The 23,675-nt window shown below is 28.4% G+C and carries 18 protein-coding genes; 5 read left to right on the top strand and 13 right to left on the bottom strand.

Going from position 1 to position 23,675, the window contains the following annotated elements:
• The 6 genes from BTO18_RS06700 to argS form a co-directional block, all read right to left on the bottom strand.
• The gene (locus BTO18_RS06700; protein WP_105015489.1) at nt 1–2,178 is read right to left on the bottom strand and encodes a glycoside hydrolase family 20 protein; all 2,178 of its coding nucleotides are present in this window, start codon (nt 2,176–2,178) and stop codon (nt 1–3) included.
• A 26-nt stretch (nt 2,179–2,204) separates the two neighbouring features.
• Nucleotides 2,205–5,081: a YaiO family outer membrane beta-barrel protein gene (locus BTO18_RS06695; protein WP_105015488.1), complete on the bottom strand. Its 2,877-nt coding sequence runs from the start codon at nt 5,079–5,081 to the stop codon at nt 2,205–2,207.
• A gap of 15 nt (nt 5,082–5,096) precedes the next feature.
• Nucleotides 5,097–6,638 carry a glycosyltransferase family 2 protein gene (locus BTO18_RS06690; RefSeq protein ID WP_226789124.1) on the bottom strand — a complete coding sequence of 514 codons (1,542 nt, stop codon included), beginning with the start codon at nt 6,636–6,638 and terminating at the stop codon, nt 5,097–5,099.
• A gap of 4 nt (nt 6,639–6,642) precedes the next feature.
• Complete coding sequence (locus BTO18_RS06685; protein WP_146106885.1) at nt 6,643–7,575, bottom strand: HEAT repeat domain-containing protein; 933 nt, start codon at nt 7,573–7,575, stop codon at nt 6,643–6,645.
• Nucleotides 7,576–7,895: 320 nt separating this feature from the next.
• Entirely contained in the window at nt 7,896–9,284 is a 1,389-nt protein-coding gene (gene lpdA, locus BTO18_RS06680; protein WP_105015486.1) for a dihydrolipoyl dehydrogenase, read from the bottom strand.
• Between the two features lie 157 nt (nt 9,285–9,441).
• Entirely contained in the window at nt 9,442–11,226 is a 1,785-nt protein-coding gene (argS, locus tag BTO18_RS06675; protein ID WP_105015485.1) for an arginine--tRNA ligase, read from the bottom strand.
• A gap of 75 nt (nt 11,227–11,301) precedes the next feature.
• Here argS and BTO18_RS06670 point away from each other — a divergent pair, with 75 nt between their 5' ends.
• Nucleotides 11,302–11,826 carry a YkgJ family cysteine cluster protein gene (locus BTO18_RS06670; RefSeq protein ID WP_105015484.1) on the top strand — a complete coding sequence of 175 codons (525 nt, stop codon included), beginning with the start codon at nt 11,302–11,304 and terminating at the stop codon, nt 11,824–11,826.
• Nucleotides 11,827–11,831: 5 nt separating this feature from the next.
• On the opposite strand, the gene BTO18_RS06665 is transcribed toward BTO18_RS06670, so the two are convergent.
• Together BTO18_RS06665 and BTO18_RS06660 are read right to left on the bottom strand one after the other, a co-directional pair.
• A complete protein-coding gene (locus BTO18_RS06665; protein WP_105015483.1) occupies nt 11,832–12,785 on the bottom strand; it encodes a hypothetical protein in 954 nt (317 codons plus the stop codon).
• A 15-nt stretch (nt 12,786–12,800) separates the two neighbouring features.
• On the bottom strand, nt 12,801–14,018 hold the full coding sequence (locus tag BTO18_RS06660; RefSeq protein ID WP_211295582.1) for an exo-beta-N-acetylmuramidase NamZ family protein: 1,218 nt from the start codon (nt 14,016–14,018) through the stop codon (nt 12,801–12,803).
• A gap of 55 nt (nt 14,019–14,073) precedes the next feature.
• Between BTO18_RS06660 and BTO18_RS06655 the strand changes: the two genes are divergently transcribed.
• Complete coding sequence (locus BTO18_RS06655) at nt 14,074–15,309, top strand: ABC transporter permease (RefSeq protein WP_105015481.1); 1,236 nt, start codon at nt 14,074–14,076, stop codon at nt 15,307–15,309.
• Here BTO18_RS06655 and BTO18_RS06650 read toward each other — a convergent pair.
• Nucleotides 15,306–16,238 carry a LysR family transcriptional regulator gene (locus BTO18_RS06650; protein ID WP_105015480.1) on the bottom strand — a complete coding sequence of 311 codons (933 nt, stop codon included), beginning with the start codon at nt 16,236–16,238 and terminating at the stop codon, nt 15,306–15,308. The genes BTO18_RS06655 and BTO18_RS06650 overlap by 4 nt on opposite strands.
• Before the next feature lie 333 nt (nt 16,239–16,571).
• On the opposite strand from BTO18_RS06650, the gene BTO18_RS06640 reads away from it, so the two are divergent.
• The 3 genes from BTO18_RS06640 to BTO18_RS06630 all read left to right on the top strand — a co-directional run bounded on the left by BTO18_RS06640 (nt 16,572) and on the right by BTO18_RS06630 (nt 19,345).
• Nucleotides 16,572–16,880 (top strand): hypothetical protein, encoded by a 309-nt coding sequence (locus tag BTO18_RS06640; RefSeq protein ID WP_105015478.1) that lies wholly within the window; start codon nt 16,572–16,574, stop codon nt 16,878–16,880.
• 84 nt (nt 16,881–16,964) lie between these two features.
• Complete coding sequence (locus tag BTO18_RS06635; RefSeq protein WP_105015477.1) at nt 16,965–17,927, top strand: sodium-dependent bicarbonate transport family permease; 963 nt, start codon at nt 16,965–16,967, stop codon at nt 17,925–17,927.
• 59 nt (nt 17,928–17,986) lie between these two features.
• A complete protein-coding gene (locus BTO18_RS06630) occupies nt 17,987–19,345 on the top strand; it encodes a pyridoxal-phosphate dependent enzyme (protein WP_105015476.1) in 1,359 nt (452 codons plus the stop codon).
• A gap of 583 nt (nt 19,346–19,928) precedes the next feature.
• Here BTO18_RS06630 and lipA read toward each other — a convergent pair.
• The 4 genes from lipA to BTO18_RS06610 all read right to left on the bottom strand — a co-directional run bounded on the left by lipA (nt 19,929) and on the right by BTO18_RS06610 (nt 23,674).
• Nucleotides 19,929–20,804: a lipoyl synthase gene (gene lipA, locus BTO18_RS06625; protein ID WP_105015475.1), complete on the bottom strand. Its 876-nt coding sequence runs from the start codon at nt 20,802–20,804 to the stop codon at nt 19,929–19,931.
• A gap of 147 nt (nt 20,805–20,951) precedes the next feature.
• Nucleotides 20,952–21,764, bottom strand: coding sequence for an alpha/beta fold hydrolase (locus BTO18_RS06620; RefSeq protein ID WP_105015474.1), 813 nt, complete (start codon nt 21,762–21,764; stop codon nt 20,952–20,954).
• 69 nt (nt 21,765–21,833) lie between these two features.
• The gene (locus BTO18_RS06615; protein ID WP_105015473.1) at nt 21,834–22,394 is read right to left on the bottom strand and encodes a Crp/Fnr family transcriptional regulator; all 561 of its coding nucleotides are present in this window, start codon (nt 22,392–22,394) and stop codon (nt 21,834–21,836) included.
• 59 nt (nt 22,395–22,453) lie between these two features.
• Complete coding sequence (locus tag BTO18_RS06610; RefSeq protein WP_105015472.1) at nt 22,454–23,674, bottom strand: Nramp family divalent metal transporter; 1,221 nt, start codon at nt 23,672–23,674, stop codon at nt 22,454–22,456.
• Nucleotide 23,675 lies beyond the last annotated feature (1 nt).

The raw sequence follows: 23,675 nt of genomic DNA, 5'->3' as shown, positions 1-23,675 counted from the left end.
TTAATAGAATATAATTTCATCACAAGCTAATAAGTTTTTGCCATTTATTTTGTTTTTTTTGATGTGTAGAATAAAAGTTTCTGGCAATTGTTCACTATCAAACTCATTTGGTATTTTTATAGACACTTCTTTAATCTCTAATTTATTATTTTTTGATTTTATATCAATTTTTCTTATTAAATTATTATTAGTATCTAAAATTTCTACTGAATTTGGATAATAAATAGAGTGTTTTTGATCCTGTAAAAAAGATAAAGCAATTTTTTTAGCTCCATCTACATCTTTTTTGTTAATTTTTAATATTAAATCGTCTACGGAAACAATGTGCCAGTTTGTATTATAATCTCTTAAACCAAAAGCCCCATCATTTAGTATTTTAGTATTTTGATATCCCTCATCTAACTTTGATAAAACTTCAAAAGGTTTCTTAAAAAATAAATGCTTTCTTTTATGAGCATTAAATATTTTTTTTCTCCAACCATCTACATAGTCTTCAATTTTATATTTAATTTCATTGTAAGTTTTTACATTAGATGATTTGCTGTAAACAGTTAATTTATCTAGTAATTTACCAATATCATTTTTAACAATAATCTCTTTATCTTTATTTAAAGATGCAAAACCGTATTTTCCATAACCATAATCTCTCATTATTTCTAGTTTAAGAAATGTAAGGGCAGTTGCTAATTTTAAATAATCTTTATCATATTTATTTGCTTGAGTATGCAAATCAAATTCTTCATAAAAATCAAAAAATACTTTTGGATCTAAATATTTTTTTGTGGTTTTGTTAATTCCACTGTAAATTCCTAACTCTTTATTATTTACAGCAAAAGCTTCATCAATAAATGTGTAATAGTTTGTTAAAGACTCTGCTAGTTTTTTTGAAAACCTTTTATTAAAATAGTATGCAATTTCTTTATTAATATCTAAATTAATATTCCATAACAATTTAGCAAATACTGTTGATTTTAATTCTTGAAAAGTATGGTAGCTATATTCACTTCCATGAATAAAAACTCCATTTACACCCAGCTTTTTATATAACTTTAGATTCTGTTGAGTTACGCTTAATGAAGGATAAATATCAAAATAATTATCATAATTTACAGAATAATCCCAGATATAAACATTATTTACATATTTACGCCATTTTTTTATATCCTTTTCAAAACCTTTAAAATAACTAGACTTTTCTATCGGAATTCCTTTTTGAATATTAATGGTGCTGTAAAATATACCTGTATTAAATTCAGCTTTAAACCTAGGAACGTTTTTAACAGTTATGTATGCAGCAGTAAAAAACCTTTTATTAGTATGTATTTTCGCTAATTTATTTAAGAAAGTGAAAACAGCTGGGGCTGCATCATTTTTTGTGTTTCCAACTGCCTTACAAGTTGAGCAAGTACAAACAATATTGTTATCGTTAGGTAAAATCATGAACTTATTAAAAGCATGATCGCTATCATAGATTAATTTTACTTTTTTATTTACATATTTAAATAAACTATCACTAGTAAAACAGAATTGTTTTTTTAATCTTTTTGATCCGTTTTTAGCGTAAACAGATTCTGGTAAATCATATTCTTTTAAAATTTTTGGCAAGTTATGCCCCCAAATTCCCCATTCTTTTTCAAGGTAATTTGTTTTATTCCAGTTAGAAAAGTTGGTATTGAAATTAGTAGAAAAATAAGGCTCTCTATATTCAAATGATGGAGTTGAGCAAACACTAAACTTTTTTGGTGTATCAATAATTGAATCTAGTTTAGAATTAACAACACCTTTATTTTTTTGTGTAAAACTTAATGATGTATATTTTTTAAAAAAATCATTAATACCAAAAACCAAGTTTTGGGCAGAAGTACCTTGTATTGTTATATTTTTTTCTTTCCTGTAAATGCAAAAGTTTTCTTTTTGAGTAGGATTAATTCTTAAAACGATATAATTGTAATTATCATTTAATCCATCACTTCTTTCAATTCTTAAAGACTCACCAGTAATGATTTTAAAATTAGTTTTAAAATCTTCAGCTGCATTGCTTAAAAGGATATCCGCAGAAAGAGGTACGTTAATTACAGGAATAATTTTTTCTGTTTTAGAGTAAAATATAGCTTTATTTTGTGCACAAGATGATAAGCAAAAAATAAATAATATGAATAAATTATATCTTTTCAGCATTTTAATCTTTTAAGCAATATTTTTTGCTAGAATCTTGTTACAATAGTCACAGATAAATTGTATTGATTTATGTAAGCTAAAGTAGTACTATCTGTTATAGGACTTTGAAAGTTAATCCAACTTCCATTAATTATTAAACCAGTTCTTGCTGAAATATTGTATTTATAACCAGCACCAATTAATATATTTGAAAAATCCAAAAGTGCTGCTTCGCCTTCTGGTAATTGATCGTTAAAAGGAGCACTACCACCAGAAACAATTAGAGAAACATAATCTTTACGTGGATTAACATTTATTCTTGTTTGTACAGTAAAGTTAAAATAGTTGAATTTATCATCTCTCATTAAAGCTAGTTTTGCATTAAGCCAGATATCTTCCCAACTTTTAGATGCACCTAAATTTAATACTATAAAATTAATATCATTTTGAAGCCTCATAAAACGAATACCAGCTTGTGCTTCATAACCATTTTTTAATCCTTTGTAAGCATTACCGTACAAAATAAATTTTGGAAAAAATTTATTACCAAGTAAAACACCAACATCAGCATAAAGTGTTGGAGAGAATATTCTAGAGTAATTTAATCCACCTTGTACACCAACTCCAGATCTTCTTGCTGCATAGTTAACATCGGCACCAAAGGTGTTTTTATCATCATATCTATGGCTGTAATTTAAACTTGCCAAAGAAGTACTAAAAGCAGTTGAGTCTGAACTTGCTTCTGTATATGTAGCAGCTAATGTATTTTTAAGTTGTTCTGCTTTTATAACTTCAAGAGCTTTGTTCCATTCGCTTTTCTCATAGGGGTTATCAATTTCTCTGAATTTTTGATAATAATATGCTGAATCAAATTGTTTTAATAATTCGAAAACAATACCCTTTTTATATTTTAAGAAATTATCTTCTGGAGTTTCTTCTAACCTTTCATTTATAAAATCTAAAGATTCGTCATTAGGCTTTTGAACTATATGAAGGTTTACCATTCTCATTAATGAGCCTCTATCATTTGGATTAAGTGAAATAGCAGAATCATAATTAGCTAGAGCCTCTTCAACCAAACCATCTTCTTCCTGTTTTTTTGCTCTTAAAAATAAAATTTCTGCAAGAGAGTTTTTTATTTTTCTATCATATTTGTATGTAAGTTTTAAAGAATCTAGAATAGCAACAGATTTTTCGAACTCGTTATTTTTAGAATATAGATTAGAGAGTTTTAAATTAAAATCTTTGTTATTTGGATAAAAACTTAAGGCACTTAAACTATAATCAATTCCTTTTTGATAATCTGGTATTGCAGATGATGCATTAATTGCGATATTTAATAATCTTTTGTTATTATTTTCTCTTGTTAAACCATCTTCAACAACAGGCAGTACAGCACTATATCTTTGCTCACGCATCAGATAAGTTGCATAATCTTCTACTTGACTTACGTAAATTCTAGAGTATCTAGGTTCTAAAGGATATTGTTGTTCTAAACCTCTAGTAATTTCTAAAGCATCATCAAACAATTCCATTTTTTGATATAAGGTAGATTTTCTAATAAGATAATCAGGGTTATCTGGGTCAAGACCTATTAGTTTATCGATTTGATCTGTTGCTTCATCATATTGTTCTAAACTTAAATAGATACCAAAAATCTGTTGTTCTGCTTCTTGAGTTAAATCTGGTACAGAAGTTAAATCTTGAAAAATTGGTAAAGCTAAATCAAATTGTCTATTTTCTACATAGTCTTTAGCTCTACTATACATTATTAAGTTATAATCATTGGTAATATCAGTATCATTAGGGAATTTTTCGTGAAGTTTAATAACCTCTTTCTCAAAACGCTCTTTGTCTTTTATTGGTCTATATAGCTCTTTTAACTGTACTAAAAACTTTTTGTTATTTGGGCTTCTTTTTATTCCTTTTTTTAAGAAATATTCAGCATCAACATCATAACCTTTACCTAAAGCATTATTAATTACATAGGTTTGTGAGTCTGAATTTCCATTCATTTCAACCAATTTTTTATTGATTTCATAAGGATCATTATACTCATTAAATCTAGCAGATTCTTGCATTAAATAAGGTAGATTATTCTTTTTTAAGTCATCAAAATCAGGACTAGGTAATTGTTTAATGTAAGCAATAGCTTGCTCATGCCTTCCTAAATCAGTTAATAAACCTATTTTTCTATTAACTAATTCTTTATCAAAAGGTAATTCTAATAGAGCTCTATTTGTAAATTGTAGTGCATATTCAGGATTTCCTTTTAAAATTTCGTTTCGAATAACTCCCACATACGCATCTTTATTTGTAGGGTCATTATCTATTACTGTTTTATATACTTTATTGGCATCATCGTATTTTTTATTCTTTACAGCATCTATTCCATCACCCAACATGATGTAGTTATAATCGTTTTTAATCTCTGTATCATCTGGGTAAATCTGGTACAATCTTTTCAAAGATCTTTCAGCTTCTTCAAAATTACCCATTTCTTTATAAATGTTAATCTTCCTTCTCCACCAACCTCTACTGTAGGGAGTAATTTCTAATAATTCATTTACAAAACAAATAGCATCTGAATACCTCTTTGTTGTTTGTTCTATTGTAACTAAATATCCTAAAATATCAATGTCTTTTCTTCTCTTTAAATATACCTGCTTTAATACATATCTTGCAGTATCATATCTACCTAAAGACATATTTGCTTTACCAAGTAGCGTTTTTAAATCTAAATCGTCTGGGGCTAATTGTAAACCTCGCCAACTTAACTTTGCTGCTCTTGTATAATTTTGTTCTGCAATATCTTTTTTTGCTTCTTCAAAATATAAATCCGAAGAATCATAAGTTTGAGAATAAATATTGAATTGTGATAAAATAATCACAACAAAAATGCATAAGTATTTATTTATTTTCATAATAGTAAATGCAATTTATGTTTTAATAGGTTCAAAATCACCTGATGAATCTTTCTTATTTTTTAACCTGTCAAAAAGACCTGGTTTTTTATCAGTATTATTACCAGAATCACCACTACTATCTTTATCTCCTCCTTTGTCTTCATCACTATCAAAACCTTTTCTAGTCATTGTTCCCCATGCAAGTTCTCTAGATGTAATGTAACTAAAGTAACCTTTTAATGAGAAAAACATAATTAGAGGGTGATATAAAATAGGTTCTACTAAAGCTGTTAAAAATAGCGTTAAAACCTCTCTAGTTGTATTATAATATTTAAACGTCATTTGATCCCAAATAATTACTACAGATGAAATCATAATGGCAAATGTGTATGAATATAATAATATTAAGGGTGCAAAGTTCCAGTTAACATAACCATATAGAAGTAGGAATATTGAAAATAAAATTCCGAAAGCTTCAATAATTGGAGCTAAAAATTCATAAATAAAAATATATGGGAACGTTATTAAACCAAGTCTTTTATAGTTTGGATTGAATAAAACTTTTCTGTGATCACTAAACATTTGGAATAAACCACTGGCCCATCTAGTTCTCTGTCTGTTTAAGATACTAATATTTGGAGGGCCTTCTGTCCAACAACATGAAAGAGGAATATATCCAATTTTATAATCAAGTCTGTTGTTCATCATATGAACAGCCATTCTTGTCATCATATCCATATCTTCTGCATGAGAATCTGCTCCATAACCACCAGCTTTAATAGCTACATCTTTATCAAACATACCTAAACCACCAGAAACATTTGGCACAGAATTAATTAACTCCCAACCCATTTTTCCTAATAAGTATGATCTAATATATTCTAGTTCTTGAAATCTAGGAATTAATGCTTTAGGAGGTCTAACTCTTGTAATAATTCCTTCTTCAATCTCACAGTTGTTAGACATACGTAATGTAGCACCAACTGCAATAACTTGTGTTTTTGAATTAAGAATCGGTTTAATCATTTTTGTAAGTGTATTCCTAGCTAGAATACAATCTACATCTGTATTTAAATAATATGGGAAAACAGAGGCATTTAAGCCTGCATTAAAGGCATCAGCTTTGGTACCACCATTTTCTTTATCTACAATTGTAAGGATTTCATATTTTGGATTTGTAGATTTAAAAGTTCTCTTGTAAGGTTTTGTCTTGATTTTCTCTACATAAGCGAAAGGTGCTTCTACTAAATCAAATTCTTTAATTAGTAAGTCTAATGTTTTGTCTTTACTACCATCATTAACAATAATTACCTCAAATAGAGGATAGTTTAGGGTTAATAAAGATTTTACATTAATAATGATTGTTTTTTCTTCATTATATGCTGGTGCAATTACAGAAATACCAGGTGCTAAATCTGAATGCAATAACTCTTCATCATCTATATCTGTATTATAACTTTTATACCTATTAATAGCTATAAAAGAAAATATAGCAAGCACTAAATAACTTAATATAAGTGAGGTTGCATAGAAGAATATAAAATACTCATAAATTTTTACAAAAATATCAAACATCTATTTATTTGTATTTAATTAAAGGTGTTTCAACATGTTGTAATATTAACAAATCGAAACCACTTAATGAATTTTTTAGATTTTGAAAGGCAATTTTACCTTCATAACTATAATTTAAAATTGATTCTGCTATAATTTTTTTCGTATCTGTATTGTTAGATTCAAAAAATATTTCTTGCAAAAAGTTTAATGATTTACCAGTATTAAATTTTTTGATAGCTTTTACAATAGCAACTTGGCAAATTTCAGGCTCTGTAAAATATCTGTCAATAAGAGTTTGTTCGGTTTCTTTAATACCTAATTCTCCTAATGTAGAAATAGCAGCAGCTCTTACCAACTCACTACCATCTTCTAATTTTTCCATAAGAATTTCATCAATACCTCTTTGCTTGAAATAGCCAACCATTTTAATTAAGAAAACAACAAGAGAGTCATTTTCAGAATAGTTAATCCACTTTCCTAGGCCTTCTAAATTACCTCTATCTTTTTGAAGACGAAGGTATTGCATTAGCTCAATCTCATCCCATTTACTTAAAGAACGATCAAATTCATCAAAAAAACGATAAGGGTCGTTATTACTTAATGCTAGATAAGAGTTTCTAGCCTCACTTCTAATCTGTTGATTTCTACTGTAAGCATATCTCAAAACTTTTGCATCAAACTTGTTTAAATCTAATACAAATGCTTCTTGGAAAGCGTCCATCTTTTCACTGTTAGAACGAGAGTCAAATTTATTTTCAAGGTGTTCTACAATGCCCAGAGCATTAATTATGAGTTGATATTTTTCAGATTCTCTATCTTCGTTTTTGAAGTTTACTAAAACAGTTACAGCAATATCGAGCGACTCTCTATTTACCTCTTCTACAATATCTTCAAATTTTGTAAAAATTTCTTGTTCTGAATAGTTTTTATCCGTGAATAAAATATCCTCAAACAATTTAACTATTTCTGGTACACTGTTTTCTAATATTTTTTGTAGCCTATTATGTCTTCTTCTGATTGTATATATCGTAATTATTAGAGCTAGCGTTGCTAGTATAAAAAACAACGTTAATACAATTGTAATCTGAATAATAAGAGGAAATGTCTTTATCTTGTAGATGAAAGAAAGAAACCACTCAACGAAACCCATTTAAATTATTATTTATTTATATTAAATTACTTAAGTTGGGGATAATTTTAAATTTAATTTATTTTATTTACAAATGTATGTAAATAACAAAAATACTATTTACTTTTTCTTTGAATATACGTCCTTTATAGATGAATGACTTCATCATAGGCGTCAGCAACTGCTTCCATAACAGCTTCACTCATTGTTGGGTGAGGATGTATTGCTTTTAATACTTCATGACCAGTGGTTTCTAACTTACGACCAAGCACAGCCTCTGCAATCATATCTGTAACACCAGCACCAATCATATGGCATCCCAGCCATTCTCCGTATTTTGCATCAAAAATTACTTTAACAAAACCATCTGGTGTGCCAGCGGCTTTTGCTTTACCAGAAGCAGAAAATGGAAATTTACCAACTTTTAAATCATAACCAGCTTCTTTAGCTTTTTCTTCGGTCATTCCAACAGATGCAATTTCTGGAGTAGCATAAGTACATCCAGGAATATTACCATAATCGATAGGTTCTGTATGCAAACCTGCTAATTTTTCTACACAAGTGATACCTTCAGCTGATGCAACATGAGCCAAAGCAGGGCCAGGAGTTACATCTCCTATAGCAAAATACCCAGGAATGTTTGTTTGATAATAATCGTTAACTAGTATTTTATCTCTATCTGTAATAATACCAACATCTTCTAAACCTATATTTTCAATGTTAGTTTTAATACCAACAGCAGATAATAAAATGTCTGCTTCTAAAATTTGTTCTCCTTTTTTGGTTTTAACGGTTGCTTTAACTCCATCACCAGAAGTATCAACAGCTTCAACAGAAGAATTAGTCATGATTTTTATTCCAGATTTTTTAAAAGAGCGTTCAAATTGTTTTGAAATGTCTTTATCTTCTACAGGAACAATATTTGGCATATATTCTACAATTGTAACTTCTGTACCCATTGAATTGTAAAAATGAGCAAACTCAACACCAATAGCACCAGAACCAACAACAATCATAGATTTAGGTTGGCTAGGTAACGTCATTGCTTGTCTGTAACCAATAACTTTTTTACCATCTTGAGGTAGGTTAGGTAATTCGCGAGATCGAGCACCAGTTGCAATTATAATATTGTCAGCAGAGTATTCTGTTACTTTACCATCTTCAGAGGTAACATCAACTTTCTTTCCGTTTTTTATTTTTCCAAAACCATCAATGATATCAATTTTATTTTTTTTCATTAAAAATTGAACACCTTTACTCATTCCATCAGCAACGTTTCTACTTCTATTTATAACAGCTTCAAAATCTTTATCTATTGATTCTGCTTTTAATCCATATTCATCAACATGTTTTAAATATTCATAAACTTGAGCAGACTTTAATAATGCTTTTGTTGGAATACATCCCCAGTTTAAACATATACCTCCTAAAGACTCCTTTTCTACAATGGCAGTTTTAAAACCTAGTTGTGAAGCTCTAATTGCGGTTACATATCCTCCAGGCCCGCTTCCAATAATAATGATATCGTATTTCATTCTTACGAATATTATGAATTTATGATTTCAAAAATAAACAATTTAATAACTTTGTTAATTCACAAATCTAATGATTAAAGATAAAAAAGAGAAGTAATAGCTTCTTTTTTTATTTTTTTTAATAATTATGTAATAATGCAAAGTAAAAATTATTTTTTTACATTCTTTTAGGAACATCAATTCCTAATAAAGAAAAAGCTGATTTTATGATATCTGCTACTTTTTTAGAAATTTGTACTCTAAATATTTTTTTATGTTGATTTTCTTCGCCTAAAATAGATACATTTTGATAAAAAGAATTGAATCCTTTTACCAAATCATAAGTGTAATTTGCCATAATTGCAGGAGAATAGTTTGCTGCTGCTTGTTGCACTATTTCAGGGAAAATTTCTAACTGTTTTATAATTTCTTTTTCTTTATCATGCAAAACTATTTCACTAATATCTACAATTTTACTGTAATCGAAATTCGCTTTTCTAATAATAGATTGAATTCTTGCATATGTATATTGAATAAAAGGACCTGTGTTTCCTTGAAAATCAACAGAAGATTGTGGGTCGAACAAAATTCTTTTTTTAGGATCAACTTTTAATACAAAATATTTCAAAGCCCCTAAACCTATGGTTTTATAGAGTTCATTTTTTTCATCATTAGAATAACCATCTAGTTTGCCTAACTCTTCTGAAATTTGTTGTGCAGTAGTTGTCATTTCTACCATTAAATCGTCTGCATCTACAACTGTACCTTCTCTAGATTTCATTTTACCTGATGGTAAATCTACCATTCCATAACTTAAATGATATAAGTTTTTTGCCCAATCAAAACCTAATTTTTTTAGAATTAAAAATAGAACTTGAAAATGGTAATCTTGTTCATTACCAACTGTGTAAACCATTCCTCCAACATCATTATAATCTTTAACTCTCTGAATAGCAGTACCTATGTCTTGAGTCATATACACAGCAGTTCCATCAGAACGTAAAACGATTTTTTCGTCAAGACCTTCATCAGTTAAATCGCACCAAACAGAGCCATCTTCTTTTTTATAAAAAACGCCTTTTTCTAAACCTTGAGCAACTACATCTTTACCTAATAAATAGGTGTCACTTTCATAATATAATGTATCGAAATCAACACCCAAATTTTTATAAGTGATACCAAAACCATCATACACCCATTGATTCATTTTTTGCCAAAGAGCAACTGTTTCTTTATCTCCATTTTCCCATTTACGAAGCATTTCTTGAGCTTCAACCAAAATAGGAGCTTCTTTTTTTGCTTCTTCTTCTGTTTTACCTTTTGCTATTAAATCAGCTATTTGTATTTTGTATTCTTTGTCAAATTTTACGTAATAATTACCAACTAATTTATCGCCTTTTAAACCAGTGGATTCTGGAGTTTTATCTTTCCCAAACTTTTGCCAAGCCAACATCGATTTACAGATATGAATACCTCTATCATTTATAATTTGAGTTTTATATACTTTTTTACCTGATGCTTTTAAAATTTCAGCAACAGAATAGCCTAACAAATTATTACGAACATGCCCTAAATGCAAGGGTTTGTTGGTGTTGGGTGATGAATATTCTACCATTATAGCTTTTTCATCCGCCTTTGGCGAAACAAAACCATAAGTGTCATTGGTGTAAATTTGATTGAAAAAATTGATATAAAAAGCATCATCAACCACAAGATTTAAAAACCCCTTTACAACATTGTAACTTTTAATTTCTTTAATATTTTCTTGAACGTAACTGCCTAAATCTTCTGCAATTTGAGCAGGATTCCCTTTTTTGTAACGTAATAGAGGGAAAACAACCACAGTAATATCTCCATCAAATTCCTTACGAGTTGCTTGGAATTCTACAGATGGAATTTCAACATCATATAAAGCTAAAAAACCTTCTTTTATTTTTGCTTCTATATTATTTTGGATGCTCATTGGTCAAAAAAAAATTAAGTTGCGAATTTAGTGATTTTTAGTGAAAGCCATGTTAAAAAACCGTAATTTTAGCCTATGGAAAAACGTTTAGAACAATTACCAAAATTAGCAGAACAAGCAAAAAAAGAAAACAAAAAGTATTTTGCCAATCTTAAACGAAGAACACCTAAAAATTTAGATTATGTAATGCAAGAATTACATGATGAAGAATTTGCAAAAACAGATTGTCTAACTTGTGGTAATTGTTGTAAAACGACTAGTCCTATTTTTACGGATAAAGATATAGATCGAATTTCGAAACATTTAAAAATGAAAGTTGCTGACTTTGTAAATACCTATTTGCAAAGAGATTCTGATGATTTTATGGTGTTAAAAACAGCACCTTGTTCTTTTTTGGATGAAAGTGATAATACGTGTTTCATTTATGATGTTCGCCCAAAAGCTTGTGCAGAATATCCTCACACAGACAGAAGAAAATTTATTCAAATTACAGATTTAACCATTGCAAATACGTTTGTTTGTCCTGCAACGTATAATATCGTAGAAAAATTAAAAGAGGTTTTACCTTATGAGTATAATAAGAAGGTTAAGAGGAAATAGTTTTTTTAGATATCAAATTCAGTTCTGATGTTCTTATCAATTTTGAATAACTTTTCTTTAAGATTGATATACTCTTTAATACTTAAATCAGGATTAATAGAAATTAGATAGTTGTTTTCTTTTTGGATTTTATTGATTTTTTCAAAATCATTTTTTGAGTTTATTTTGATGATTTTTGGGTTGTATTTTTTTAGAAATTTATCTCTTTTATTTACAAATGTATTAGGAATTTCTATTCTTTCATCAAAGAAAGAGTTTCTTTGAAAATCCCAAAAATAAAATTTGTCTAAAAATGCATTATACGTATTGCTTTTTATATTAAAGTTAGTTACTAACATACTGTTCTTGATATTTGAATAATCTAAGTATTTATATGCTTTAATCAATTCTTTTAGTTCTAATTTTTTTCCTAAATAAATTACAATTGTATCGTAATTCCTGTGATGAGTTCCAAATATGAATCTAGGTATAAGTTTAAAATCTGTTGTAATTCTATCGTTAATTCTTAATCTTAAAGAATCATTTTTATTTTTAAAAATGTGAAATCCTTTGTTGGAATTTAATAAACTATCTGCGCTTATCTCTCGACTTAAATCTAAATCTATCAAATCATATTGAATAAAATTACTTCCATAAGAATAACCTTCATAAAAGATATAATTTCTGTCATTTAAAATAAAAGTTGTGTCTTTCTTATTAAAGAAAAAAATATTTTCAATTGTGTCTTTTGGCAAAAACCAAGTAATTGATTTTCTGCCAATTTTGTATCTAGCTGAAAAATTATATGAATATATATCTTCAAAATAAGCTGTATCATTTTGAAAAGTTATAGATGGTAAGTTAGCATAAGAACTATTTTTATCTAAAGGTATCCAAGTTCCTTTAAATTCTTTTGGATTAAATTTTTCTTTACAAGAGAAAATAGATATAAGAAAGAGGAGTACAGTAATTTTTTTCATTTGATTAGTTGTTTTCTAATCATACATCAAATACTGTTCCTTAATCTTTTTAAAATCCTCCAAACCTTGTTGCCAAGTTTTTCTAATTTCAGTTTCAGACAAACCTTGTTCTATTTGTTGTTGTAGATTTTCAGTTCCTGCATGAATGGTAAATGTACTGCCAAAGAATTTTTCTTTTTGCGGAGTTCTTTTATAAGCATCAATTAAAAATGATAAATCTATTTGTGATAAGTGTTTGTAGTTTCTTAAATCAACTCCATAACACAATTTATTTTTGTGTTTTGGGTATTTTGCACCTTCATTTGCTTTTGGTGTGTAAGAAAAATCAGTCTTCTTAAAAAAAGGTGCTCCATATCTTTGAAACTGAAAATCTGTTCCACGACCTGCATTTATTGTTGTGCCCTCAAAAAAACCTAAACTAGGGTATAGGTTTATACTTTTATCATTAGGCAAATTTGGTGAGGGTTTTATGGGTAAACTATAACTTGAATTATGGTCGTAATTTTCTAAAGGAACCACAGTTAAGTCACAAATCACATTATTAGCTAACCATTTTTCGCCATTTATCATTTGCCCATATTCGCCAATGGTCATTCCATAAACCACAGGCACAGGATGTTTACCCAAAAAACTTGTGTGTTCTGGCTCTAAAACAGGGCCATCTATATAATGAGCATTTGGGTTTGGCCTATCAAGAATTATAACTCGGATTCCGAGTTCAGCGCAAGCTTCCATTACATAATGTAACGTTGATATATAAGTATAAAAACGAACACCTACATCTTGAATATCAAAAACAACAATATCAATATTTTTTAGTTGTTTGGCTGTAGGTTTTCTGTTTTTTCCATGAAGAGATAAAATGGGTAAACCTGTTTTTGCATCTATACCATCTTCTACATCAGCACCTGCATCTGCTTTACCTCTAAAACCGTGTTCTGGTGAAAAGACTTTTTTTACATTAATACTTTTATAATTGTATAAATAATCTACTAAATGATATCTAACTTTTTTAGATCCCATAACATTAGGAGCCACTTCTTCTCTCTGTAAAATAGATAATACAGATGTTTGGTTAGCTACAATTGCAATATTTTTGTCTTTTAGTTTAGAGAGATATAAAGCTGTTCTGTCAGCTCCAGTTTTAATTTTAAGTGTATCCTTATGTGAAATTAGAGTAGTAGACTTTAAATTTTGAACCTTTTTATCACAAGAAATCAGCTGAAAATTCATCAGCAAAAACAAAAATAAATAGGTACTTTTACGAAGCTTAAAATATATCATCAATTTGAATTACGAGTTATTTATTGCAAAACGCATTATTGCTGGCAAAAAGTATAAAAATAGTATATCATCACCAATAATAAAAATTGCAATCACTGCAATTGCTTTGGGTATTATTATTATGCTAATTGCTGTGGCTACTGGTGCTGGTTTGCAATACAAAATTCGCGATAAAATGGCTGGCTTTAAAGGGCATATTCAAATTGTGAATTACGATGCTAATAATTCTGATGTATCTACTGTGCCTGTTAAAAAAAATCAAGATTTTTATCCTGAATTTAAAGTTATTTCTGGCATTAAAAATGTACAGATTTTTGCAACTAAAGGTGGAATTTTAAGGACTAAAACTGCTTTTGAAGGTATCATCTTTAAAGGAGTTTCTACAGATTATGATTGGTCTTTTTTTAAAGAATATTTGGTTGATGGTGTTTTACCTAATTTCGATCAACAAAGAACCAAAGAAGTATTATTATCAGAAACAATACTAAATCGTTTAGAACTACAATTAAACGATACAATTATGGCTACTTTTTTAAAAACTTCTACAAGCAAAATAACTTCCAATAGAAAATATAAAATTGTAGGTATTTATAATTCTGGTTTTGCTCAATTTGATAGTAATATGATGATTGGTGATATCAGGGAGGTACAAAGATTAAACAAATGGAATTCGAACGAAATTGGTGGTTTTGAGGTTTTGATTGACGATTTTGATGATATTACTCTAATTGCCAATCAAATTTATGGTGAAATTGATTCAACTCTTGATGCTAGAACTATTGTAAGATCTTACCAAAATGTATTTGATTGGATAAAACTTTTTGATAACAATGTATGGGTAATTATCTTTATTATGATTATTGTTGCTGGCATTAATATGGTAACTGCCTTATTAGTTTTAATTTTAGAAAGAGTGCAAATGGTTGGTATTTTAAAAGCTCTAGGAGCTTACAATACTAGTATTAGAAAAGTATTTTTATATAATGCCTCTTATTTAATTTTAAAAGGACTTTTTTGGGGCAACATTATTGGTTTAACAATCATCGGGATTCAATATTTCTTTAAGGTAATCACATTAAATCCAGAAACATACTATGTAAGTACAATGCCTGTTTATATTTCTTTAACATCTATTGCCTTGTTAAATTTAGGTACACTTATTTTATGTTTTTTAATGTTGATAATTCCTTCTTATATTATTACAAAAATAGAACCTTCAAAATCAATTAAATTTGCTTAATATTTACTTGAGTTATTGTATTTTCTAAATTGTTCTTCAATAATTTCTTCTTTGTTATTAATAATAAATTGCTGAAATGCTTTAGCTACATTAGATAAGTTTTTAGATCTAAGCCATATTAGATTCCAATATGTTTCAAGAGGTAAATCTTTAATTTTTAAAATTTGTATATCTCCAGTTTTTAATGCATCGTTAATACCAATAATAGGCATTATAGAAATCCCTAAACCAGCAATAACTGCTTGTTTTACAGCTTCATTAGAAGTGAGTTCCATTTTACGTAAAATTTCTATTTTGTGCTTTACTAAATACTTTTCCATAGCCAAACGTGTTGCTGAACCATTTTCCCTAAAGATAAATATAGATTCATTCAAATCTTTGAGAGAAACATTTTTTTTAGGAATCTTGTAGTCTTTACCAGCCACAAAAAACATCTTGTTTTTCATCAACTCAATTTGTTCTATTTTTAACTTTTTAGGGATTGTAGAAACCATAGCAAAATCGCACTCATTATTTTCTAAAGCTCTAATTACAGACATTTTGTTGGTAACATCCATAGTAACATCTACCATTTTATTTTCTTTAATAAAGCCAGATAAAAAATAAGGCATCGCGTATTTGGCTGTTGAAACAATAGAGATTTTGAGTTTACCTGCAAGTTCGCCTTCAAATAATGAAGATTTATAATTAATTGCTTCTACTTCTTCTAAAATTTTTGCAGCAGCTTTTGCTATTTCTTCACCAAATTCTGTAATGTATAGCTTACGCCCAACTACCTCAAAAAGAGGTAATTTAAATTGATCTTGAAAATTCTTAAGTTGAATAGATACAGCTGGTTGCGTTAAAAAAAGTTGCTCTGAAGCTTTCGTCACACTCTTAACTTCTGCTATTTTTTTAAAGATTTCTAACTGATGTAAAGTATAGTTCATTAAATATATTTATAAATAACATAATAAATATAAATAAAAATATATAAAAAACACATTGCATCTTTGTAAAAAATTTAAACTAATGAGTACAACAACATTTAAATCGATTAATAATACAAAAAAAGTACAGAACGAAATTGTAATACAAATAACAAAAAAACAATTAATCAACTTTTTTAGATCAATTTTAGTCTTTGCTTTAGTTTCAATCAATTTTTTAGCAATTTCTATAAATAGTCCGTTTTTGAAAGATTTATTTATTGCTGAAATAATTTTACTATTAATCTTTTTTATTAAAACAAATAAATCAAACACCATTCTAAAATAATTATTATGAATAATTCAATTTCAAAAGAAGTAAACACAAAAGAGCAAACATTAAAACTTATTGAAGGTACTTTCACTAAAAGAGAAGCCTTAAATATTATTAATAACGTTGTTGATGTAAAAATCAACTTTCATAAAGTACATAGGCTGTCTATTCAAGAAGGTAATGAAAATGACGAATGTACTTTTGACAACTCAAGAATTAAGGAGTTAATGACTCATAAAAAAGATACTAAAGCGTTTTTAAGAGCTTTAGAAAGTAATGGTCAAAACATAAAAATTTCTAGTACAATAACAATAAGTTTAGAAGAATAAATTCCCCTAAAATTGTTAACTAATGAGTAGGAAATAGACCTTAAACAAGTCTTTCCTACTTTTTTTATGCCAAACTAAAACATCATGGATTTACATTATTTAATAGATAATCTAACAAACCCTGCACTTTTATTTTTCTTTTTAGGTTTAATTGCTGTTAATTTAAAAAGTGATTTAAGGATACCAGAAAATTCATCAAAATTTATTTCATTATATCTTTTATTATCAATTGGTTTTAAAGGAGGACAAGAATTATCTCATAGTATTATTACGTCAGAAATTATATGGTCTCTTTTCTTTGGAATATTTTTAGCATTAATAGTACCTGTGTATTGTTATTATATATTAAGAATAAGACTAAGTGTAGAAAATGCGGGTGCAATTGCTTCTGCGTATGGTTCTGTAAGTGCTGTAACTTTTGTAACTACTATTTCTTTTTTAGAGATGGAAGGCATCCCTTTTGGGGGTCATATGGTTGCTGTTATGGCTTTAATGGAAGCGCCATCTATTATTGTAGGAGTACTTTTAATGGCAATTTATAATAAAGATAAGAAGAACAAAACCTCAATAAAGCAAATATTGCATCATTCTTTAACAAACGGAAGTGTATTATTAATTATTGGTAGTTTATTGATAGGTTATTTTGCAAACGACGCTCAAGCTGAAGGAATCAAGCCTTTTACAACAGATATTTTTAAAGGTTTTTTAGCTGTTTTCTTATTAGATATGGGAATTACAAGTGGTCAAAAACTGAAAGCACTCATTAAAAAAGGCTGGTTTACTTTATCTTTTGCTATAATCATTCCTATTATTAATGGATGTTTAGTAGCAGTAATAAGTGGGTTATTTATGGAAGAAGTAGGTAATAGATTACTTATGTCTATTTTAGCTGCAAGTGCTTCTTATATAGCTGTACCTGCTGCAATGAAATTGGCAGCTCCAAAAGCAAATCCTGGTTTGTATATTCCTATGGCTTTAGCAATTACTTTCCCATTTAATATTACTATTGGTATGCCTTTGTATCTATGTATTATAGGTGTATGTTAGATTAATTTTTAGGGAACGCCATAAAAAAAATATACCTTTGCAACATTAGAAAATAAATCATGAAATACGCAAAGAATATATTAGAAACTATTGGTAATACACCTTTAGTAAAGTTAAATGTACTTACTAAAGATTTACCTTGTTTGGTTTTGTCTAAATACGAAACATTTAATCCTGGTAATTCTGTAAAAGACAGAATGGCTCTACAGATGATTGAAGATGCTGAAGCTGATGGTAGGTTAAAACCAGGAGGTACAATTATAGAAGGTACATCTGGAAATACAGGAATGGGTTTGGCTCTAGCAGCAATCGTTAAGGGATACAAATGTATTTTTGTAATGGCAGACAAACAATCTAAAGAAAAGATTGATATTTTAAAAGCTGTTGGAGCAGAAGTTGTGGTTTGCCCAACAAATGTAGAGCCAGAAGATCCACGTTCTTATTATTCAGTTTCTAAACGTTTGGGGGAAGAGACACCAAATTCTTGGTATGTAAACCAATATGATAATCCAAGCAATTGTAAAGCACATTTTTTAAGTACAGGACCAGAAATCTGGGAACAAACTGAAGGTAAAATTACTCATTTTGTAGTTGGTGTTGGTACAGGAGGTACTATATCTGGAGTAGGTTCTTATTTAAAAATGAAAAACCCAAATGTAAAAGTTTGGGGAATAGATACTTATGGTTCTGTGTTTAAAAAATATCATGAAACAGGCATTTTTGATGAAAATGAAATTTACCCATACATCACAGAAGGTATAGGTGAAGATATTTTACCAAAAAATGTCAATTTTGATGTTATAGACGGTTTTACCAAAGTAACTGACAAAGATGCCGCAATTTATACCCAAAAACTCTCAAAAGAGGAAGGTATGTTTTTAGGTAATTCTGCAGGTGCAGCTATAAAAGGTGTTTTACAATTGAAAGAACATTTTACAAAAGATGATGTTGTTGTTGTTTTATTTCACGATCATGGTAGTAGATATGTAGGAAAAATGTTTAATGATGATTGGATGCGTAATCGAGGATTTTTAGAAGAAGAAATTAAAACAGCTGCAGATTTAATTAAAAATCATGAAGAGAAGCCTTTAGTTACAGCACAAACTGAAGAATTAATATCGCATGCAATTGAGCGTATGAAAGCCTATAAAATATCACAAATACCAGTAAAAGATATAGATGGTTTTGTGGGCTCTATTGATGAGGCAGATCTATTACATCATTTTATATCTGATAAAGATATTGCAAATAAACCTATAAAAGATATTATGGGTAAACCTTATCCTATCGTTAAAAAGACCACCAAAATAGATGCAGTATCTAAATTGATATCTAAAGAAAACGATGCTGTTTTGGTAGATTTAGAAAATGGAAATTATCATATAATAACCAAATACGATATTATCAGTGCTATTTAATCTGTAGAAAATTACTATTCAACTTTTAATGATTTCATTTCGACGAAAAGTGGAATTTTATATTTAAATTCTTTGTTTCTTTGAGGTATAAATACAATGAAATCAAGTTTAATTATAAGTTGGGGGATTTATAAATTTATATTGTATTTTAAAGAAATCGTCGAAAATTAATTTTTGACGATTCTTTTTTTACCTCTATTTTATTCTTTAATTAATTGTACTAAATAAACTAAACAGTTTTAGTAAACAATTCAACTAGCTTTCTCATCAAGTCATCGAAAATACAATAACACCAATATGAATAAGTTGTTTCTTTGTAGTGGTTATAAATAAAAATAATAATCTATTCTGAGGGGTTTAGATTATACTTCAAAAAAAATCGTTTAATTTTAAATTAGACGATTTTTTTTAATCAATATTACACAACAAAAAAGACTGTCTTATTAAGACAGTCTTCTTAAATCAACTAATTCAAATAATTTACACAATGAAGAGGTTTACTACGTCTCCTCATTAATTTATAAGCAAGCTCTGTGCCAAAAAGATATTTGAATTTCTATTTTAATTCATTTTAACAAAATTTTTACAAATCTTGAGCGTGTTTATGTGCTTTGTAAGAAGAACGCACTAAAGCACCACTTTCTACATACATAAAGCCCATTTCTAAACCAAGTGTTTCATATTTTTTGAATTGCTCTGGAGTAATAAATTCTTTAACAGGTAAATGCTTTTTAGTTGGTTGCAAGTATTGCCCAATCGTAATGATATCGCAATTTACTGCACGTAAATCTTTCATTGTTTGGATAACTTCTTCTTCTTTTTCACCTAAACCTAACATCAATCCAGTTTTAGTACGCATTCCATTTTTTTTTAAGTATTTTAAAACACCTAAACTTCTATCATATTTTGCTTGAATACGAACTTCTCTGGTTAACCTTCTAACAGTTTCCATATTATGAGAAACCACTTCTGGATGCACTTCTATAATTCTATCAATCTGTTTTGTGTTTCCTTGAAAATCAGGAATTAAAGTTTCTAAAGTTGTATTTGGGTTTGCTCTACGAATTGCATCAACAGTTTCTGCCCAAATTATAGAACCACCATCTTTTAAATCATCTCTATCAACAGAAGTAATTACAGCATGTTTTATACTCATAATTTTTATAGAACGTGCAACTTTTTCAGGCTCATCCCATTCTACAGTTTCTGGTCTTCCAGTTTTTACACCACAAAAACCGCAAGAACGTGTACAAATATTACCAAGAATCATAAATGTTGCAGTACCTTCTCCCCAACACTCACCCATATTTGGGCAGCTTCCACTGGTACAAATTGTATTTAGTTTGTATTTATCAACTAAACCTCTTAATTCAGTATATTTTTTACCAACAGGAAGTTTTACACGCAACCATTTCGGTTTTTTTGGTCTTTCAGGAAGTATTACAGATTCTAGCGCCATTTTCTTTCTTTTTAGATATGCAAATTTACGAAGAAAAAGATAAAATAAATTTGTTAAAAGTAGCAGTATTTTATAAAATAATCTTTTTCACGATAAGATTTTTCTATTGGAGTTAGTTATAAAAAGTAAATGGTATTTATTGATTTTTTATTTTAAAAAATTAATCACACTTTCAATAACTTCTTTTGTTCGTAAAATTCTAAAATGCCCAGTTCCACTGATTTCTTTAAATTTAGATGCATTCCAATTTTTATGAACATTAATTGAACGTTCTATAGGTATAACTTTATCATTCTTATCATGAATAATAATAGATTTTTTAACATTAATTGATTTTACAAAATCACTTACATTTAGTTTTGTAACATCAATATTTTTTTCTCTTTCTATTTTTTGAATCAGCTTTTTTTTGACTTTATTATCAATCCCAACCATTTTAGAAACATCATTTATTCGTTCGATAAATTTATCTGGTGTAGTTAACAATACATATTTATCAATTTCTAGATTTCTGTTATTAAAGAGTGCATAAGTGGTAGCAACTCCACCAAACGAATGACTTATTAAATGGCGAACTTCAAACTTTTTTATTAATACACCAACTAGTTCAGTAAATTCGAATAAACTGGTATTTCCTTTTGAGCTAGAACCATGTGAAGGAGCATCAAAAGAATAAATAGTATATCTTTCTTTTATTAATCGTTCAATCAAATCTGAAAAATTTCCTGCTTGACCCTCCCAACCATGAATTAATAAGATTTTTTTAGCTCCTCCTTTCCAATTATAAAGTTTAATTGTAAAATCTTTAAAAATGAAATCTTCTTTTTCTGCTTTATCTAAAGTCTGTAGCTCATTTTCTCTTAATTTACGTATTTGAGGGTTCGTTAATTTATTGTACGCAAAAGAAGCTACAAAGTTTGGAAAAATTGCTGAAGCTAATTTTATTAATATTTTTTTCATTTAGTTTCTTTTGTGTAAATTTTAGTAACAAAATTATAACAATAGGATGAAAAATAAATTAACCTGAAGTTAGGAAATTAATCGTTTTCTTATTCTACTTAAGCTTTCTGGTTGAATTCCTAAATATTTCGAAATATCCTTAATAGCAATTCTTTTTAGTACTTCTGGATAATTAGTAGCAAGTAATAAATATCTTTCTTCAGCCGTTTTTGTTAATAATTCTTTTTCTCTGCGAACTTTTTTCGTGTAAAGCTTTTCAGTTTCAATTCGTCCTAATTTATTAGCAATCATAGAAAAAGTATAGGCTTTTTTTAACTCTAAATAATCAACAACTTCTAATGTGCAATCTGTGTAAGTTTTAATAGAAACATCAGAAGGATTGTTTGTTAGTAAAGAACTATAAGAGGCAAAAAAAGAATGATTAAATATGAAATCTAAAATTCTTTCTTCTTCGTTTTTCATAATCGAAACTTTTACGATACCATCTATCAAGAAATATACTTTTTTTTCTAACTCATCGTAATCAGTAATGATTGTCCCTTTTTTTACTTTTTTAAGAATTGTTTTAAAAGGGAGATTACCGTCAAAATTGTAATCAATAAAGTTTGCTGTATATTCTTTAATATTCATTTTTAGAAGATTTTTTTTTGATTTACAAAAGAATAATTATTAAACCTTTCATTATAATCCTACAAATTAAGCAAAAACCAAATACTAAATCCTATTAAAAATAAGATACCTACTATGCTTATTATTTTAGTAAATAGACTAGGTTGATGTTCTTTTGGAGTGTGTTTTCCTGTAATTAATATGTAATTTAAAATGGCATAAAAAGGGGCTGTTAAAAAAGATAAAATTGTGGCTATTTTAACTAGTTTACCCATATCTGCTAAATAATACTGAAGGATAATAAAGGTACCAACAAATAAAAAGAGAATCCAAAACCAATACCCAAATTTAAAATCTTTATTAAACAACAATTTAGAACTTCTATTCATTGCTCTTGGTGAAGCGTCAAGTGTTGTAATTGTTGTGCTAAACATTGTAGTAAATGCAGCAATAGCAATAAAAATATAAGAAAAATTGCCTAAATTTTTTGTATACAATTCTATCAATTGCCCAGCAAAAACGCCACCTTTGCTAGAGAAGCTTTCTCCTGATTTATACATTACTAAAGCTCCAAGAAGTACAAAGCAAATTCCAAGAATTAAGGTGCCAATATACCCTACATTAAAATCGAAAATAGCGTCTTTTGGTTTTATTTTAATGAATGTGTTTTTACTTTTTTCTACAGACCAAATAGAATGCCAAATAGAAATATCTAATGGTGCTGGCATCCATCCAAGAAAAGCAATCAAGAACGTGATTTCTACTGTTCCAGATGGAAAGATCTGACTCACGTCAAAAGTATCAGTAGAATTTGAAAAAGCTACAGAAACTGCAATAATAGTGCTTATAGTTAAAATAATGATGATGTATTTCATCAATTTATCTAACAGTTTGTATTTTCCTAAAATCAATATTAGAATACTGATAACTAGAATAATGCTAGACCAAACCACCAAATCATCTGTAAAACCAAAAAGTTGAGAAGCTAAACCAGCTGTTACAATGGTTACTGCTGCTTGAATGGTAAACATTGTTGCAAAGTTTAAGATGTAATAAATAACTAAAACACTTTTACCAAGCTTTTTATAACCATCTAATAAAGTTTCTCCAGTTGCTGCAGCATATCTAGGACCAAATTGAAAAAACGGATACTTAAAAATATGTACAAATAGTAAAGCCCATAACAAACCAAAACCAAACTCTGCACCCGCTTTTGTAGATTGTACCAAATGCGATACTCCTATTGCTGCACCTGCAAATAGTAATCCTGGGCCTAAAGATTGTAAGAATGATTTTTTCATT

This window comes from Polaribacter porphyrae (assembly GCF_002954685.1).
In the GTDB taxonomy this organism is placed as follows: Bacteria; Bacteroidota; Bacteroidia; order Flavobacteriales; family Flavobacteriaceae; genus Polaribacter; species Polaribacter porphyrae.
The sequence above is the reverse complement of the archived record's forward strand: the minus strand, read 5'-3'. Positions and strand labels throughout refer to the sequence as shown.

What these genes read in the sequence shown, in the direction of transcription:
- BTO18_RS06660 (WP_211295582.1), bottom strand. Translation starts at nt 14,018, where the DNA reads ATGAATTTTCAGCTGATTTCTTGTGATAAAAAGGTTCAAAATTTAAAG.
- BTO18_RS06635 (WP_105015477.1), top strand. Translation starts at nt 16,965, where the DNA reads ATGGATTTACATTATTTAATAGATAATCTAACAAACCCTGCACTTTTA.
- BTO18_RS06665 (WP_105015483.1), bottom strand. Translation starts at nt 12,785, where the DNA reads ATGAAAAAAATTACTGTACTCCTCTTTCTTATATCTATTTTCTCTTGT.
- BTO18_RS06615 (WP_105015473.1), bottom strand. Translation starts at nt 22,394, where the DNA reads ATGAATATTAAAGAATATACAGCAAACTTTATTGATTACAATTTTGAC.
- BTO18_RS06640 (WP_105015478.1), top strand. Translation starts at nt 16,572, where the DNA reads ATGAATAATTCAATTTCAAAAGAAGTAAACACAAAAGAGCAAACATTA.
- lipA (WP_105015475.1), bottom strand. Translation starts at nt 20,804, where the DNA reads ATGGCGCTAGAATCTGTAATACTTCCTGAAAGACCAAAAAAACCGAAA.
- BTO18_RS06650 (WP_105015480.1), bottom strand. Translation starts at nt 16,238, where the DNA reads ATGAACTATACTTTACATCAGTTAGAAATCTTTAAAAAAATAGCAGAA.
- BTO18_RS06700 (WP_105015489.1), bottom strand. Translation starts at nt 2,178, where the DNA reads ATGCTGAAAAGATATAATTTATTCATATTATTTATTTTTTGCTTATCA.
- lpdA (WP_105015486.1), bottom strand. Translation starts at nt 9,284, where the DNA reads ATGAAATACGATATCATTATTATTGGAAGCGGGCCTGGAGGATATGTA.
- BTO18_RS06690 (WP_226789124.1), bottom strand. Translation starts at nt 6,638, where the DNA reads ATGTTTGATATTTTTGTAAAAATTTATGAGTATTTTATATTCTTCTAT.
- BTO18_RS06670 (WP_105015484.1), top strand. Translation starts at nt 11,302, where the DNA reads ATGGAAAAACGTTTAGAACAATTACCAAAATTAGCAGAACAAGCAAAA.
- argS (WP_105015485.1), bottom strand. Translation starts at nt 11,226, where the DNA reads ATGAGCATCCAAAATAATATAGAAGCAAAAATAAAAGAAGGTTTTTTA.
- BTO18_RS06620 (WP_105015474.1), bottom strand. Translation starts at nt 21,764, where the DNA reads ATGAAAAAAATATTAATAAAATTAGCTTCAGCAATTTTTCCAAACTTT.
- BTO18_RS06610 (WP_105015472.1), bottom strand. Translation starts at nt 23,674, where the DNA reads ATGAAAAAATCATTCTTACAATCTTTAGGCCCAGGATTACTATTTGCA.
- BTO18_RS06630 (WP_105015476.1), top strand. Translation starts at nt 17,987, where the DNA reads ATGAAATACGCAAAGAATATATTAGAAACTATTGGTAATACACCTTTA.
- BTO18_RS06695 (WP_105015488.1), bottom strand. Translation starts at nt 5,081, where the DNA reads ATGAAAATAAATAAATACTTATGCATTTTTGTTGTGATTATTTTATCA.